Genomic DNA, 14,601 nt, shown 5'->3' with positions numbered 1-14,601 from the left:
GCATGTTTCCTAGGAAAACCGAGCAAATGTTCGTCAAAACGAGCGCCAAACAATCGGTTGAACATTATCAAGTTCACCAACATTCGCACGGCGAATACGTAGTTTCCACATGGACATATTTGTTATAAGGCGGCAGCGCAACAGATTATTTTGTATGAAGGATTGCTCAATATTTCAGCAAAAACAGCACTTCTCATAGGTAAATAGTTCAGAAGTTAAGTAAAACCGCAGGCTTGCTTAGCAATATTTCCTAAAGTTAATATCCGGCACATTATTTCCAAACGGAAATTGATATAGGAGAAATTGCATGCCGACCACACACGCACAACCGCAAAACATCATCGTCGCCCAGCGCGATTTCCCCTGGGCCGAAGACCTGAAATTGATCGTCGATATCGTCACGCGCCATTTCAGCGATTTCAACGGCAACGGTTTCTATCCGCATCCGGACGAAGTGCGGCTGCAGCGGGAACTGCGCGCCGTGCCGGCGCTCAAGCAGCTGAGCGCGATGATCCGCCGCGTCAAGGCGCGCGGCATGGCCATCACCAACCTGGGCCTGGGCGCGCTGGGCGAAGCCCAGCGCAACGCCGTGCTGTACGCGATCGCGCTGTGCCAGGGCTTTCCGACCTCGACCGACCAGCGCACCCGCCGCGTCGCCTGGGACGTGCGCGCCCGCGCCGGCAGCGAGCAACAATCGCGCTTCGTGACCTTCTCCGAGCGCGTCGGCGGGGCCGACATGCATACCGACTCTTCGTTTTATCCGATGCCCGAGGAGTAGTTTCTTTTGTACGTGGTCGCGGCCGCGCGCTGCAACGGCGGCGAATCGCTGCTGATCGACGTCGAAGACGTCCACGCCGAGTTGGAGCGCAGCGACGAGGGGCGCGCCGCCTTCGCGCTGCTCAGCGGGACGCCGCTGCCGTTCCGCGTGCCGTCGGTGTACGCGGCCAACGACGAGCAGGTCGAGTACCACATGGCGCCGGTGTTCCACCGGCCGGCCGGTCTGGACGGCGCGCTGGCCATGCGCTGGCGCTATGATTCCATCGTCAAGGGCCTGGCGGCGCGGCCGGAATTGCGCACCGACGCGCTGGTCGCCGCGGTGGAGCTGGTCAACGAGATTGTCGAGCGGCGCGCGCCGCGCTTCCATCGGCAGTTGCCGGACGATACACTGCTGTGGGCGGACAACCAGCGTACCCTGCACGGCCGCGCCAAATACAGCGATCCGGACCGGCATTTGATCCGCATCCGCATTTCCAACACGCCCAACGCGGACCGTATCGGCCCGTCCGGCATTTCGGCAGATTAAGCATGCTCGCAGCCATCATTCCCGTTTTCCTGATCATCCTGCTGGGCGTGGCGATCCGTCGCTATGAATGGCTGCCGGACGCCTTCTTCCCGTCGATCGAGAAGTTTTCGTACAACATCTGCTTCCCGGCGCTGCTGTTCGCCGGCACCGCCCGTCTGAGCTTCCGCTCGGCCGAGGTCGGAGAACTGGCGCTGGCCACCTTGCTGCCGACGGCGCTGATCGTCGTCGCCTCCGTGCTGGCGCTGCTGGCGGCGCGCGCGCTGCCCGACGCGGCGCGCTCGTCGGTGGTCCAGGGCGCGATGCGGCCCAACACGTATTTCGGCATCGCCGTCTCGAGCTTGTTTTTCGCCCCGCCGACGGCGTCGCTGGTGATGCTGTCGCTGGCGCTGTGCCTGCCGGTGGTGAACATCATCTCGGTCGTCGCGCTGTCTTGGTGGAGCGGCGTGCCGACCGATTTCGGCAAAATCCTCAAGGCGTTGGCGGGCAATCCCATCATCCTGTCGACGTTGGCCGGCGTGCTGTTCAGTTTGTCGGGCCTGGAGATGCCGGCACCGTTGATGAACACGCTCGACATCCTGGGGCGGGCGGCCTTGTGCCTGGGGTTGATCTGCGTCGGCAGCGGCCTGGTGTTTTCGTTGCGGGGATTGCGGCCGTTGGCATTGGGGTTCACGTCGCTGCTCAAACTGATCGCCATGCCGCTGATCGCCGCCAAGGTGTGTTTGATGTTTGCCGTCTCGGCGCCGGTGGCGCTGGCGGCGTGCTTTTACTGCGCGCTGCCGACCGCGCCCAACGCCTACATCATGGCCAAGCAAATGGGGGGCGACACGCGGTTGATGGCCTCGCTGATCACGCTGCAAACGCTGCTGGCCGCGCTGACGGTGCCGCTGAGCCGACATTTCATGCAGTGGATGGCCTGATCCCCCGCGCCGACGGCGGCGACACACCGCTGCGGCGCGCCAGACGCGGGCCGCCATCGGCAAAGCATACCAATTCAAAACTGTGCGCTGCCACCCTGCGCATCAAGGTATGATCAAAGGGAAATTAGCGGGGTCGTCTGTGGTGTTTACGCCCGCGCCGTCGCGGGTTTGCCACTAAAAGTTACATCCACGGTATTACTTTGGCCGCCAAAATCGCGCCGTTCCTGTACAGCACGCGCTCATGACCACCCTGAAGCAACCGCTAGGCACAGGAGAGACCGGAATTCCGCTGCCAGCAACAGCTATTTTCATTATTTTCTGCCGTTACAAAATATTTTGCCCAGGACAATTCATGGGCAAAGGCGATAATCTGTTAATTAGTTCTCAATGTCAACTGCATGTCGTGGACAAGGTCTTTACTCCCGCTTATACGCACCAAAATCAGCTTAGGATGTGGAAACTTTTGGGCGCGAAACGAAGGTAAAATGCAGGTCGCGCCGGATCAGAACCGCTTCCAGCGCCGTGCACCCCGACCCTGTGCCAACACTCGCGACTGTCGAACGACGGCGGCCGCTTAAGATTCTCTAATGACAACTACTGTTTCTTCACAACCAGTTCCGAGCACGATCAGCGACGTCGAGCGAGACACCGGCGTTGCCAAGGAAACCCTGCGGGTATGGGAACGTCGCTACGACTTTCCCCAGCCCCTGCGCGACCCCAACGGCGAGCGCGTCTACCCGATCGAACAGGTGCAAAAGCTGCGTCTGGTCAAACGGTTGATCGACCTCGGCTTCCGTCCCGGCAAGGTGATCCAGTTCAGCGCCGAGGAATTGCAGACGCTGACCGGCCAGGCCACCGGCGGCGGCAACGGCCCGTCGGTCCCGCCGCCCGAGCTGCAGCGCTATCTCGACTTGTGCAAAACGCATCAAATGGAAGCGCTGCGCCGCCAGTTGTCGCAGGCCCTGCTGATGATGGGCTTGAAGAGTTTCGTCATCGACCTGGTGGCCCCGCTGACCACCCTGGTCGGCGACGCCTGGGCCAGCGGCCAGCTGGCCACGTTCGAGGAACATTTGTATACGGAGTCGCTGACGGTGGTGATGCGCAGCGCCATCTTCGCCATGCCGCAGGCGGCCGCCAGCAACCTGGGCGCGCCGCGCATCATGCTGACCACCCTGCCGCAGGAGCGCCACGGGCTGGGCCTGCTGATGGCCGAGGCCATGTGCGTGGCCGAAGGGGCGCACTGCATCTCGCTGGGCGTGCAAACGCCGCTGCTCGACATCGTCGAGGCGGCGCGGGTGCAGCGGGTCGACATCATCGCGCTGTCGTTCTCAGTGGCGATGAATCCGCGCCAGGCGCTCGACGGCCTGGCCGAGCTGCACACCCGCCTCGCCGGCAGCGTCGAACTGTGGGCCGGCGGCGGCAACGCGGCGCTCAAACGGCGCCGTCCCGCCTATGTGCGGGTGTTCGCGCTGTCCGACATCAGCGCCGCCATCGCCGAATGGCGCATGCGCAACGCCAACGTCGCGGCGGGCTGAAAAAGTTGTCATTCCGGTAGCGGCCCACGGCCGCCCGGCCGCGCTCTGGTAAAATAGCCGCATTTCCCCGTGTCCGGCGCTGCCGGGCATCAGCTTGAAGCGCCCCCAACCACATATCCATGTTTAGTTTCTTCAAGAAAAAACCTGTCGCCCCCGAGGCGCCAGAGGTCCAGACCCCCGCGCCGGCGCCCGTCGCCAGCCCTGCTCCCGTCACCACTCCCGCCGTCGACGCTTACGTTCCCGAGCCGCTGATGCCGATAGAGGAGCCGGCGCAGAAGCAGTCGTGGATGACGCGGCTGAAGGCCGGCCTGTCCAAGACCTCGAACAATCTGTCGCTGCTGTTTGTCGGCGCCAAGATCGACGACGACCTGTACGACGAGCTCGAGGCGGCGCTGCTGATGTCCGACGCCGGCGTCGACGCCACCGAATACCTGCTCGACGCCCTGCGGCAAAAGGTCAAGGACGACAAGCTGCTCGACGCCGCCGCCGTCAAGGCCGCGCTCAAGCAGCTGATGGTCGAACTGCTGACCCCGCTCCAGCGCCCGTTCGAACTGGGCCGCCACCAGCCGATGGTGATGATGATCGCCGGCGTCAACGGCGCCGGCAAGACCACCACCATCGGCAAGCTGGCCAAGCACATGCAATCGAACGGCCAGTCGGTGCTGCTGGCCGCCGGCGACACCTTCCGCGCCGCGGCCCGCGAGCAACTGATGGTCTGGGGCCAGCGCAACAACATCACCGTCATCTCGCAAGCCTCGGGCGACCCGGCCGCCGTCTCGTTCGACGCCGTGCAGTCCGGCAAGGCGCGCGGCCTCGACGTGGTCATGATCGACACCGCCGGCCGCCTGCCGACCCAGCTGCACCTGATGGAGGAATTGAAGAAGGTGCAGCGCGTCATCGGCAAGGGCATGGACGGCGCACCGCACGAAACGCTGCTGGTTATCGACGGCAATACCGGGCAAAATGCGTTGGCGCAAGTGAAAGCGTTCGACGACGCCCTGAAGCTGACCGGCCTGGTGATCACCAAACTGGACGGCACCGCCAAGGGCGGCGTGCTGGCGGCGATCGCCCGCGTGCGCCCGGTGCCCGTGTATTTCATCGGCATCGGCGAAAAAATCGAAGACCTGCAGCCGTTCGTGGCCGCCGAGTTCGTCGACGCTTTGCTGCCGTAGTTGCTCCCGTGTTCGCTCCCACGGTCGCCCCCAAATTTGCTCGGATAACCCCCATTACATGATCGAATTCCGGAACGTCTCGAAACAATACTCCCCCGACGCGATGGCGCTGCGCGACATCTCGCTCACGGTAGAAAAAGGCGAACTGGTGTTTCTTGCCGGCCCCTCGGGCGCCGGCAAATCCACGCTGTTGAAGATGATCGCCGCCATCGAGCGGCCCACGTCCGGCCACGTCATCGTCAACGGCCAGGACATCGCGCGCATCAAACCGGCCGCCGTGCCGTTTCTGCGCCGCAATCTCGGACTGATCTTCCAGCAACAACGGCTGCTCAACGACCGCACCATCCTGGCCAACGTCATGTTGCCGCTGCTGGTGACGGGCGCCTCGCACCACCAGGCAGAACAACGCGCCCGCGCCGCGCTCGACAAGGTCGGCCTGGCCGACCGCGCCAGCTCGCATCCGCTGGCCCTGTCCGGCGGCGAGCAGCAGCGCGTGTCGATCGCGCGCGCCATTGTCAACCGGCCGCAAGTGATCCTGGCCGACGAACCGACCGCCAACCTCGACCGTGCCAGCGCCAACAAGGTGCTCGACGCGCTCAAGGCCTTCCATTCGGTCGGCGTCACCTGCCTGATTTCCAGCCACGACGAGCAAATGCTCGACGCCGCCGCGCGGGTCATCCATCTCAACCAAGGTCAACTGGAGGTGGCGGCATGACGTACTGGTTCCGCCAACACCGCTACGCGCTGTCCGCCGCGCTGGTCCATCTGCGCCGTTCGCCGGGCAGCTTCCTGTTCAACATCATCGTGGTGGCGATCGCGCTGGCCCTGCCGTTCACCGGCGTGACCCTGCTCGACAACGTGCGCCCCATGTCCGAGCAACTGTCGGTCGATCCGGAAATCAGCGTCTTCGTCAAACAGGACACGCCGCGTGAACAGGCCGAGGCGCTGGCTGTGCAGCTGCGCCAGGCCCTGCCGGACAAGCAGGCCAAGATCATTTTCACCCCGCGTGAAAAGGCGCTGGAAAGCATGCGCGAAAAAAGCGGCCTGGCCGACGTGCTGACCACCCTGGGAGAAAACCCGCTGCCGGACAGCTATGTGCTCAAGCTGGACGCCTTCCGCCTGGCGCAGTCCGGCGGCGACGTCGACCAGTTGGCCGAACAAATCCGCGCCCTGCCGGGCGTCGACACGGTGCAGGTCGATTCGGCCTGGGTCAAGCGGCTGGCCGCGCTGCTGAATATTTTGCACCTGGGTCTGCTGTTGCTGGCGGTCACCCTCGGCACCGTGGTGGTGGCTGTCATCTTCAACACCATCCGCCTGCAGGTGATGACGCAGCGCGAGGAAATCCTGGTGTCCAAGCTGATCGGCGCGACCGACAGCTTCATCCACCGGCCCTTCTATTACACCGGCGCGCTGCTCGGCCTGTGCGCCGGCGGATTGGCGCTGGGCGCGGTGGCCTTGGCGCTGCGGCCGTTGAACATCGCGATCGCCGAATTCGCAAGATTGTACGCGTCCGAGTTCCAGCTGGCCCCCCTGCAACCGCCGATGATGGCCGGCCTGCTGGCCCTGTCGGCCGGCCTCGGCCTGATCGCCGCGCTGCTGTCGGTGCAGCGCCATCTGTCCCGCCTGAATTAGTCCCAGCAGCAATTCCCCCACCTTTCCGTGCGCTTGCGCACGGAAACGGCCGCCGTCGCCGCCTATCATGGAAGCATCTCCCCGATTCCCCATTAAGTCAGGCCTAAGCTCCATCGTGCATGCTTGATTTATCAAAAGCCATTATTCATACATACCCGATAGTGTTTTTACTATCGAGGCGATAAAAATAAGGTGATTGGCACTCGACCGAGGAGAGTGCTAATATATGAAAACTGCAGAGTTCATAACACTCTGCGGAAATGGTAATTAAGCAATATTTTCCGTCTTGTGGCCCCGGCCCATCGAGACTTGGTAATCTTCGAGCGAAGGAATGAAAATGACTATGATGTCCGCACCTGCCGCGTTGGTCCCCACCAACAAAGGCGCCTTAGGACTCGGGTTCACTGGCAACCTGGGGAACCTGGACGCCTACATTTCCGCCGTCAATCGCCTGCCGATGCTGACGCACGACGATGAAATCTCGCTGGCCAAGCGCCTCAAGGACAACAACGACCTGGGCGCCGCGCAAGAGCTGGTGTTGTCGCACCTGCGTCTGGTGGTGTCGATCGCCCGTGGCTATCTGGGCTATGGCCTGCCGCACGCCGACCTGATTCAGGAAGGCAATATCGGCCTGATGAAAGCCGTCAAGCGTTTCGATCCGGACCAGGGCGTACGCCTGGTATCGTACGCGATGCACTGGATCAAAGCCGAGATGCACGAGTACATCCTGAAAAACTGGCGCCTGGTTAAAGTGGCGACGACGAAGGCGCAGCGCAAGCTGTTCTTCAACCTGCGCAGCCACAAGACCGGCCTGGACGCGATGACGCCTGCGCAGATCGACAACCTGGCCAAGATCCTGGATGTCAAACGCGAAGAAGTGATCGAGATGGAAACCCGTCTGAGCGGTCGCGACATCGCGCTGGAATCGCCGAACGACGACGAGGACGACAAGTTCGCCCCGATCGCCTACCTGTCGTCGGAGCAGAGCGAGCCGACCCGCGTGCTGGAAGCGGAACAGGTCACCCGTCTGCAGTCGGAAGGTCTGGAGCAGGCGCTGGGCAAGCTGGACCCGCGCTCGCGCCGCATCGTCGAAGCGCGCTGGCTGGCCAACGACGACGGTTCGGGCGCCACCCTGCACACGCTGGCGGACGAGTTCGGCGTGTCGGCGGAGCGCATTCGCCAGATCGAATCCGCTGCGCTGAAGAAAATGAAGGGCTCGCTGGCCGCCTACGTGTAAACGTAGCAACCTGAGCAAAAAAAGCCGCGCGGTGCGAACCGGGCGGCTTTTTCTTTTGTATGGCTTACGCTGCCGTCAAACCCTTGGCCAACAACTCGGCCACCAACTGGTTCATATCAACGCCGCGCTCCGCGGCCTGGGCGTTCAGCTGCGCCACCAGATCGCCGTTCAACTTCACCGCGAACGGCACCAAACCGGCCGCCTGATCGCGCCGGCGCTGCTCGCGCTTATCGACCACCTCGGCCACTTTGCCGAAGGTCGCCGCGCTCGGCCCGGCCATCTTGCCCATCAATTTTTTGGCATCACTCTTCGCCAGGCCAGTTTTTTTCATGTCTTTAATCCAAAAATAATTCAGAGCAGACATTCTACGCAGCTTATCCACCCCGCGTGGCCCTATTTGAGCAAACCACGGCGGCATGCGGTTCGTGCGCCGCCAAAATGATACTTTTGCTAAGCTAGCGGCCACTTTGCATTCGAGAGGTCGCACATGATGAAGACAATACTGCGGCAGCTGATCGTTCTGCCCTTGCTCATAGGCGCCATGGCCATGCTGTACGCCTGCGGCACCGCCACCGGCCGCGCCACGGGCGGCGCCACCGCCAACAAACCGTTCAACGCCACGTACGTCTTGCAACAAGGCGCCACTGCCGTCATAACCCCGGCCGCCACGCAAGGCATCACCGGCGGCGCCACCGCGCCCACCGTCAAGCTGGAGCGCGTCAACGACAGCCGCTGCCGCGTCGGCGCCGTCTGCGTCTGGGCCGGCTACATCAGCTACAGCTTCACCTTGACCAAGCCCGATGGCACGACCAGCAACTTCGTGCTGTCGGACACCATGCCCAACGGCAAGCCGAGCGTGACCCAGGACGGCCTGACCTTCGCCCTGGCCGGCGTCGAGCCGCAAGCGGTGCCCGCCAAAAATGAACCAGCGCCGGATTATCGGGTAAGCTTGAGAGTGAGCAACACGCCACCCTCAGACCCGACACCGCGCCCCTCATGACATCTCAAACCCGTCCCGCCCGCACCATCCTCCTCTACTCCCTGATCGTCACCCTGGTCCTGCCGTCCGCGGCATGGACCAAAACCCCGGTCGCCACCGGCACCGGCGGCGCCGTCGCCACGATCAGCGAGCCGGCGTCCAAAGCCGCGCTAGCCATCCTCGACCAGGGCGGCAACGCCATCGACGCCGCCGTCGCGGCGGCCGCCACCCTGGGCGTGACCGACCCGTTCAGCTGCGGCATCGGCGGCGGCGGCTTCATGATGATCTACCTGGCCAAGGACAAGCGCGTCATCACCATCGACCACCGCGAGACGGCGCCGGCCAGCTTCACGCCCACCGTGTTCCAGGAAAACGGCGCGCCGATGAAATTCGAAACGGTGCGCGACAGCGGCATGTCGGTCGGCGTGCCGGGCACGGTGCGCGGCTGGCACGAGGCGCTGGACCGCTACGGCTCGATGTCGTTCAGGCAGGTGCTGGCGCCGGCCATCGCGGTCGCCACCAACGGCTTCGAGATCAGCGAAAATTTCTCGCGCATGGCGGGGGAGAACAAAAACAAGTTCGCCATGTTCCCCGCCACCGCCGCGATGTACCTGAAGAACGGCGAGGCCATCGCCGCCGGCGGCACCTTGCGCAATCCCGACCTGGCCAAGGCCTATCGCGAGCTGGCGGCCGGCGGCGTCAAGGCCTTCTACTCGGGCAAAATGGCGCGCGCCGTGGTCGACGCGGTCAACCGGCCGGCCACCGCGCCGGGCGTGCGGGTCCGGGGTGGCGACATGACCCTGGCCGATCTGGCCAACTACGAAGCGCGCCTGCGCCAGCCGGTGCGCAGCACCTATCGCGGCTACGACATCTACGGCATGCCGCTGCCCGGCTCGGGCGGCATCGCCATCGCCGAGGCGCTCAACATCCTCGAAGGCTACGACCTGAAGTCGATGCCGCGCGCGCAGGCCGAACACCTGTATCTGGAGGCGAGCCGCCTGGCCTTCGCCGACCGCAACGCCTATCTGGCCGACCCGGAATATGTCGACGCGCCGGTCGCCGGCCTGCTGAACAAGGACTACGCCGCGCTGCGCCGCCAGCAGATCGATGTGGCGCAGGCGCGCAGGCCGGCGGCGGCCGGCGATCCGTACGCTTTCCAGTCCGACCAGAGTGTGCCGTTGCGCCCGGCCGTCTCCGCCAGGATGCTCAAGGAGGGCGCGCACACCACGCACCTGACGGTGTCGGACAAGGACGGCAATATCGTCGCCTACACCTACACGATCGAGGACTGGGGCGGCAGTGGCATCGTGGTGCCGGGCTACGGCTTCCTGCTCAATAACGAGATGACGGACTTCGATTTCTCCGGCCCGCGTCCCAACGTGCCGGAGGCGGGCAAGCGGCCGCGCAGCAGCATGTCACCGACGCTGGCGTTCAGGAACGGCAAGCCGGCGTTCTCCATCGGCAGTCCGGGCGGCGCGACCATCATCACCACGGTGCTGCAAACCATCGTCAACCACGTCGACCTGGGCATGACGATGCCGGACGCGGTGAACGCGCCGCGCCTGTCCGAGCGCAACGGCGAAGCGACCGATGTGGAGCCTGGCTTCCCGGGCAGCGCGCAGGCGGCGGCGCTGGAAAAAATCGGCCAGCGCTGGAGCGCCACGCCGGAGGAAATCGGCGCCGCCAACGCGCTGGTGTTCAATCCGGACGGCACCGTCACCGCCGTCAGCGAAGGCCGCCGCCACGGCATCGGCAGCGCGCTGGTGCAAAAAAAACCACACTAAGCCACGATTAATTTTTTCGCCACATGATGACGTCTCCCCCACCCCACTTACATCGGAGACGTGATGAACAAATGGCTGCGCGCGAATAAAGGCTTTCTGATGTTCCTGATGCTGTTCGGGATCTTCCGCACCGCCGTCGCGGACTGGAATCCGATCCCGTCCGCATCGATGCGCCCCAACCTGCTCGAGGGCGACGTCGTCTTCGTCAACCGCCTGGCCTACAACGTCAAGGTACCGCTGACCGACATCGTGCTCGGCGCCACCGGCGAACCCAAACGCGGCGACATCGTCACCTTCTCCTCGCCCAGGGACGGCACGCGCCTGATCAAGCGCGTGATCGCCCTGCCCGGAGACCGCGTCGAGATGCGCAACGAGCGCCTCGTCATCAACGGCCAGCCCGCCGACTACGCGCCCATCGGCACCGCCACAGAAACCCTCGCCGGCATCGGCGACATCGACGCCGTGCGCCTGGGCGAGTCGCTGGGCGGCGGCAGCCGCAGCCACGCGATCCAGATACTGCCGCGGGTGATCGCGCGGCGCGACTTCGCCGCCGTCACCGTGCCGCCGGGGCAGTACATGATGTTGGGCGATAACCGCGACAACAGCGAGGATTCGCGCTACATCGGCCTGGTGCCGCGCGCGCTGCTGATCGGCCGCGCCGAGCGCGTATTGGCCTCGGCCGACATCAAGGGCAACTGGCTGCCGCGCACCGAGCGCTTCGGCATGAGCCTGTACAAGGCGCCATAAACGCCGCCGCTCATGGGCTCTTCGCGCGCTATCTTCGGCGCCGCGACCAATGCTATGATGGATATCAACTTCTTAACATTGCGGGACTGCTTGCCGCGCCGCGAAGACCTCATGATCGAATTCCAGGGCCTGTCCAAAACCTACGGCGGCTTCGACGCCGTCAAACCGCTGTCGATGACCGTCCGGCGCGGCGAAGTGTTCGGCTTCCTCGGTCCCAACGGCGCCGGCAAGACCACCACCATCCGCATGATGATGGGCATCCTGGTGCCGAGCGGCGGCAAGGTGCTCATCGACGGCCTCGATTGCCACGCCGAGGCGACCGAAGTCAAACGCCGCGTCGGCTACCTGCCCGACACGCCGATCTTCTACGACTACCTGCGCGGGCGCGAGATCCTGCAATTCGTCGGCGAGATGCACGGCTACTCGCGCGCCGAGGCGGCCGAGCGCGGCGCGCGCCTGATCGACGAATTCGGCTTGCGGGAAGCCGGCGAGGACTATGCCGTCAACTACTCGCTGGGCATGAAGAAGCGCCTCGGCCTGGCCTGCGCGTTGATCCACGAGCCGGCGGTGCTGATCCTCGATGAACCGATCAACGGCCTCGATCCACGCGCCTCGCGCGAAGTGCAGGAGCGCCTGCTGGCGGCGGCCGCGCAAGGCGTCACCATCTTCGTCTCCACCCACCTGCTGGACATGGCCGAGAAGCTGTGTGACCGGGTCGGCATCATCCACCGCGGCGAGCTGGCCGCCACCGGCACGCTCGACGAGATCCGCGCCAAGGCCGCCACCAGCGGCTCGCTCGAAGACGTCTTCCTGAAGATCACCGACGAAGCCGGCGCAGAGATTCCACAATGATGCGGCAACCGACGGCGGCGCGCGCCATCTGGCTGATGGCGAAAATGCGCCTGACGCGCCAGGCCAACCAGATCATGGCCAGCGCCATGTTCAACCGGTTCAAAAAGAAGAAGCCGCGCGACGGCATCGCCACCAAGCGCGGCAACATGTGGATACTGACGCTGGTGATGGCGTTGCTGTTCTCGTTCTCGTTCGGCAGCCTGGCGCGCACGGTGATCGTCAACATGCAGTGCCGGCTGGTCGAGGCCAGCGCCTGCCAGAGCGTGAATAAACAGGGCCAGCGCCACGTGGACGTCGAGATCGCGGCCGCAGAACTGCACGCGGCGCCGTTCGATCCCACGCTGCTCAACGGACTGACGATGGAGCTGACGATCCTGTTCGCGGTCGCCGTGCTGCTACCGCTGGGCAGCAAGGAAATGGCGCAGCCGGACTGGGACCTGGAATGGCTGGTGACCTTGCCGATCAAGCGCTCCACGCTGCTGTGGGGACGGCTGCTCGAACGCAGCGCCAGCAACAGCGCCGGCATCGTCGCCCTCACCGCGCCCTACGTGATGATCGCCTGGTACTCCGGCTTTAAATGGACCGCGCTGCCGATCGCGCTGCTGGCGGCCGCGCTGCTGCTGCCGCTGGCGGCGTTGCTGCACACCCTGGCCGACACCGGCCTGCGCATGTGGCTCCCGGCGTCGCAGCTGCGCAACCTGCAGGCGGTGGCCTCGCTGTTCAATATGCCGTTGGTCTATCTGGTCATGGCGCTTGGCATGCCGCGCGCCGACGGCTTCGCGATGCAATGGGCGGCCGGATTCCCGTCGTGGATGATCTGGACACCACCGGGCGTGGTGTTGCAAGCGATACAGGCGCAGACCTTGGCGCAGTTCGCGTCCGCCGCCACGCTGCTTCTGGCGCAACTGGCCGTGCTGTTGTGGAGCGGGGTGGCGCTGATGCGCTACCAGCTGCGCAATGGCGTGGTCGGTTCCAGCTCGCGCGAAAGCACGCGCGGCAAGGCCGCCGCCAAGCCCCCGGCCGGCGCGCTGTCGGCGATCGGATCGCTGCTGTCGACGATCCAGCGCCGCGAACTGCTCCTGCTGAGCCGCGACCGCAACTTCCTCGTGCAAACGCTGCTGCTGCCGGTCATCATCGTCGGCAGCCAGGTGGTGTTCAACGGTACGCTGAACAGCATGGGAGAACTGGGCCAGCACCACACCGTGGCCGCCGCGATCGCGTTCGGCATCGGCGTCTATGTGCTGATGCTGTCGGCCTTCCAGACGCTGAACAACGAAGGCCACGTCCTCTGGCTGCTGTACACGGTGCCGCGCTCGATGGAGAGTGTGTTGAAGGAGAAGGCCAAGCTGTGGGGCGTGCTGGCGATGACCTACCCGCTGATCGTGCTGGTCTTCACCGCCATGCATACCGACGTGTGGGATTGGCGCGCGCCGGTTCTGGCGCTGACGGTGCTCGCCGGTATTCCCATCTACTCGATGATCGCCGTCTCGCTCGGCGTCTTCGCCTGCGACCCGACGGCGGTGGAAGTGCGCACCCGCGTGCGGCCGACCTACGCCTATCTGTACATGCTGCTGGCGAGCTTCTACACCTGGTCGATCTACAGCGACAACTGGGCGCAAAAACTGATCACGATGGTGCTGACGGCTTCCTTCGCGCTTGCCCTGTGGCAGAAAGCGCGCGACGCCCTGCCCTACCTGCTCGATCCGGCCGCCGCGCCGCCTGCGCGCGTATCGACCTCGGACGGTTTGATCGCCGCCACCGCCTTTTTCGTCATGCAGGGCATCCTTGTGCTGGTCCTCGCCGACGACGCCAAGGCGCCCGGCCTGGACGTCATCACGCTGTCCTTCGGCTTGTCCGGGCTGGTGGTCTATGCCTTGGTAAGGCTGATTTACTGGCGCAGCAAAACGGCTAACGTGCCGGTGATATGGCGTGGCATCCAGCTGGGCGCATCGCTGCGGGACGCGGCCGTCGCCATCGCCGTCAGCTGCGTTGTCGCTTTCAGCTATCTGTACGCGCTGAAACACTCGTCGCTGGCGGCGCAGCTGCCGGCATTGCCGCCGGCGGTGGACACGCGCCTATGGCTGTTCGCGCTCACCGTGCTGGCCGCCCCGCTATGCGAGGAATTCATCTTCCGTGGTTTGATTTTCGGTGGCCTGCGCCGCTCGATGCCGGCCGCGCAGGCGATCGTCATCAGCGCGGCCGTTTTCGCGGCGGTGCATCCGGCGTTGTCGCTGTTGCCGGTGTTCGTGGTGGGCCTGTGTACGGCTTGGGTGTATGAGCGCAGCAAAACGCTGCTGGCGCCAATGCTGGTGCACGCCGCCTACAACGCCGCGATGGTCGCGATCCAGTTGTAAATCCAAGCGCAGGGGCGGCAAGGCGTGGCAGGAATTGACTGTTTAATGGCATTTCGCCAGCCTTCCCACCTTCGATAATTCCTGACCAA

15 protein-coding genes are annotated in these 14,601 nt (G+C 64.3%); 14 read left to right on the top strand and 1 reads right to left on the bottom strand.

The window, feature by feature from the left end; translation table 11 throughout:
• Positions 1-307: 307 nt before the first annotated feature.
• The 9 genes from MRBLMU1_RS12335 to rpoH all read left to right on the top strand — a co-directional run bounded on the left by MRBLMU1_RS12335 (position 308) and on the right by rpoH (position 7,796).
• Positions 308-778 carry a hypothetical protein gene (locus MRBLMU1_RS12335; protein WP_363501670.1) on the top strand — a complete coding sequence of 157 codons (471 nt, stop codon included), beginning with the start codon at positions 308-310 and terminating at the stop codon, positions 776-778.
• Positions 779-790: 12 nt separating this feature from the next.
• The gene (locus tag MRBLMU1_RS12330; protein WP_363502372.1) at positions 791-1,303 is read left to right on the top strand and encodes a TauD/TfdA family dioxygenase; all 513 of its coding nucleotides are present in this window, start codon (positions 791-793) and stop codon (positions 1,301-1,303) included.
• A 2-nt stretch (positions 1,304-1,305) separates the two neighbouring features.
• Complete coding sequence (locus MRBLMU1_RS12325) at positions 1,306-2,220, top strand: AEC family transporter (protein ID WP_363501667.1); 915 nt, start codon at positions 1,306-1,308, stop codon at positions 2,218-2,220.
• 241 nt (positions 2,221-2,461) lie between these two features.
• Positions 2,462-2,704: a hypothetical protein gene (locus tag MRBLMU1_RS12320; protein WP_363501664.1), complete on the top strand. Its 243-nt coding sequence runs from the start codon at positions 2,462-2,464 to the stop codon at positions 2,702-2,704.
• A 103-nt stretch (positions 2,705-2,807) separates the two neighbouring features.
• Positions 2,808-3,755: a MerR family transcriptional regulator gene (locus MRBLMU1_RS12315; RefSeq protein ID WP_363501661.1), complete on the top strand. Its 948-nt coding sequence runs from the start codon at positions 2,808-2,810 to the stop codon at positions 3,753-3,755.
• 119 nt (positions 3,756-3,874) lie between these two features.
• A complete protein-coding gene (gene ftsY / locus MRBLMU1_RS12310; protein WP_363501658.1) occupies positions 3,875-4,927 on the top strand; it encodes a signal recognition particle-docking protein FtsY in 1,053 nt (350 codons plus the stop codon).
• A 58-nt stretch (positions 4,928-4,985) separates the two neighbouring features.
• Positions 4,986-5,642: a cell division ATP-binding protein FtsE gene (locus tag MRBLMU1_RS12305; protein WP_315212210.1), complete on the top strand. Its 657-nt coding sequence runs from the start codon at positions 4,986-4,988 to the stop codon at positions 5,640-5,642.
• Positions 5,639-6,559 (top strand): permease-like cell division protein FtsX, encoded by a 921-nt coding sequence (ftsX, locus tag MRBLMU1_RS12300; protein WP_363501653.1) that lies wholly within the window; start codon positions 5,639-5,641, stop codon positions 6,557-6,559. The genes MRBLMU1_RS12305 and ftsX overlap by 4 nt, the downstream gene beginning before the upstream one ends.
• Before the next feature lie 343 nt (positions 6,560-6,902).
• Entirely contained in the window at positions 6,903-7,796 is an 894-nt protein-coding gene (gene rpoH, locus MRBLMU1_RS12295; protein WP_363502370.1) for an RNA polymerase sigma factor RpoH, read from the top strand.
• Between the two features lie 64 nt (positions 7,797-7,860).
• Here the strand turns inward: rpoH and MRBLMU1_RS12290 are convergent, their stop codons facing one another.
• Entirely contained in the window at positions 7,861-8,127 is a 267-nt protein-coding gene (locus MRBLMU1_RS12290; RefSeq protein ID WP_363501650.1) for a hypothetical protein, read from the bottom strand.
• Positions 8,128-8,283: 156 nt separating this feature from the next.
• Between MRBLMU1_RS12290 and MRBLMU1_RS12285 the strand changes: the two genes are divergently transcribed.
• The 5 genes from MRBLMU1_RS12285 to MRBLMU1_RS12265 all read left to right on the top strand — a co-directional run bounded on the left by MRBLMU1_RS12285 (position 8,284) and on the right by MRBLMU1_RS12265 (position 14,512).
• Complete coding sequence (locus MRBLMU1_RS12285; RefSeq protein ID WP_363501647.1) at positions 8,284-8,796, top strand: hypothetical protein; 513 nt, start codon at positions 8,284-8,286, stop codon at positions 8,794-8,796.
• Positions 8,793-10,559: a gamma-glutamyltransferase gene (ggt, locus tag MRBLMU1_RS12280; RefSeq protein WP_363501644.1), complete on the top strand. Its 1,767-nt coding sequence runs from the start codon at positions 8,793-8,795 to the stop codon at positions 10,557-10,559. The genes MRBLMU1_RS12285 and ggt overlap by 4 nt, the downstream gene beginning before the upstream one ends.
• 63 nt (positions 10,560-10,622) lie before the next feature.
• Complete coding sequence (lepB, locus tag MRBLMU1_RS12275; protein WP_363501641.1) at positions 10,623-11,306, top strand: signal peptidase I; 684 nt, start codon at positions 10,623-10,625, stop codon at positions 11,304-11,306.
• A gap of 111 nt (positions 11,307-11,417) precedes the next feature.
• Positions 11,418-12,158, top strand: a complete 741-nt coding sequence (locus tag MRBLMU1_RS12270) for an ABC transporter ATP-binding protein (protein ID WP_363501638.1) — start codon at positions 11,418-11,420, stop codon at positions 12,156-12,158.
• Positions 12,155-14,512: a CPBP family intramembrane glutamic endopeptidase gene (locus MRBLMU1_RS12265; RefSeq protein ID WP_363501635.1), complete on the top strand. Its 2,358-nt coding sequence runs from the start codon at positions 12,155-12,157 to the stop codon at positions 14,510-14,512. Before MRBLMU1_RS12270 ends, MRBLMU1_RS12265 begins: the two co-directional genes overlap by 4 nt.
• Positions 14,513-14,601: the final 89 nt, after the last annotated feature.

This window comes from Burkholderia sp. LMU1-1-1.1, from assembly GCF_040675865.1.
Taxonomy (GTDB): Bacteria; Pseudomonadota; Gammaproteobacteria; order Burkholderiales; family Burkholderiaceae_D; genus Rugamonas.
Note: the sequence above shows the minus strand (reverse complement) of the source record. Positions and strands in the feature narration are given on the sequence as shown.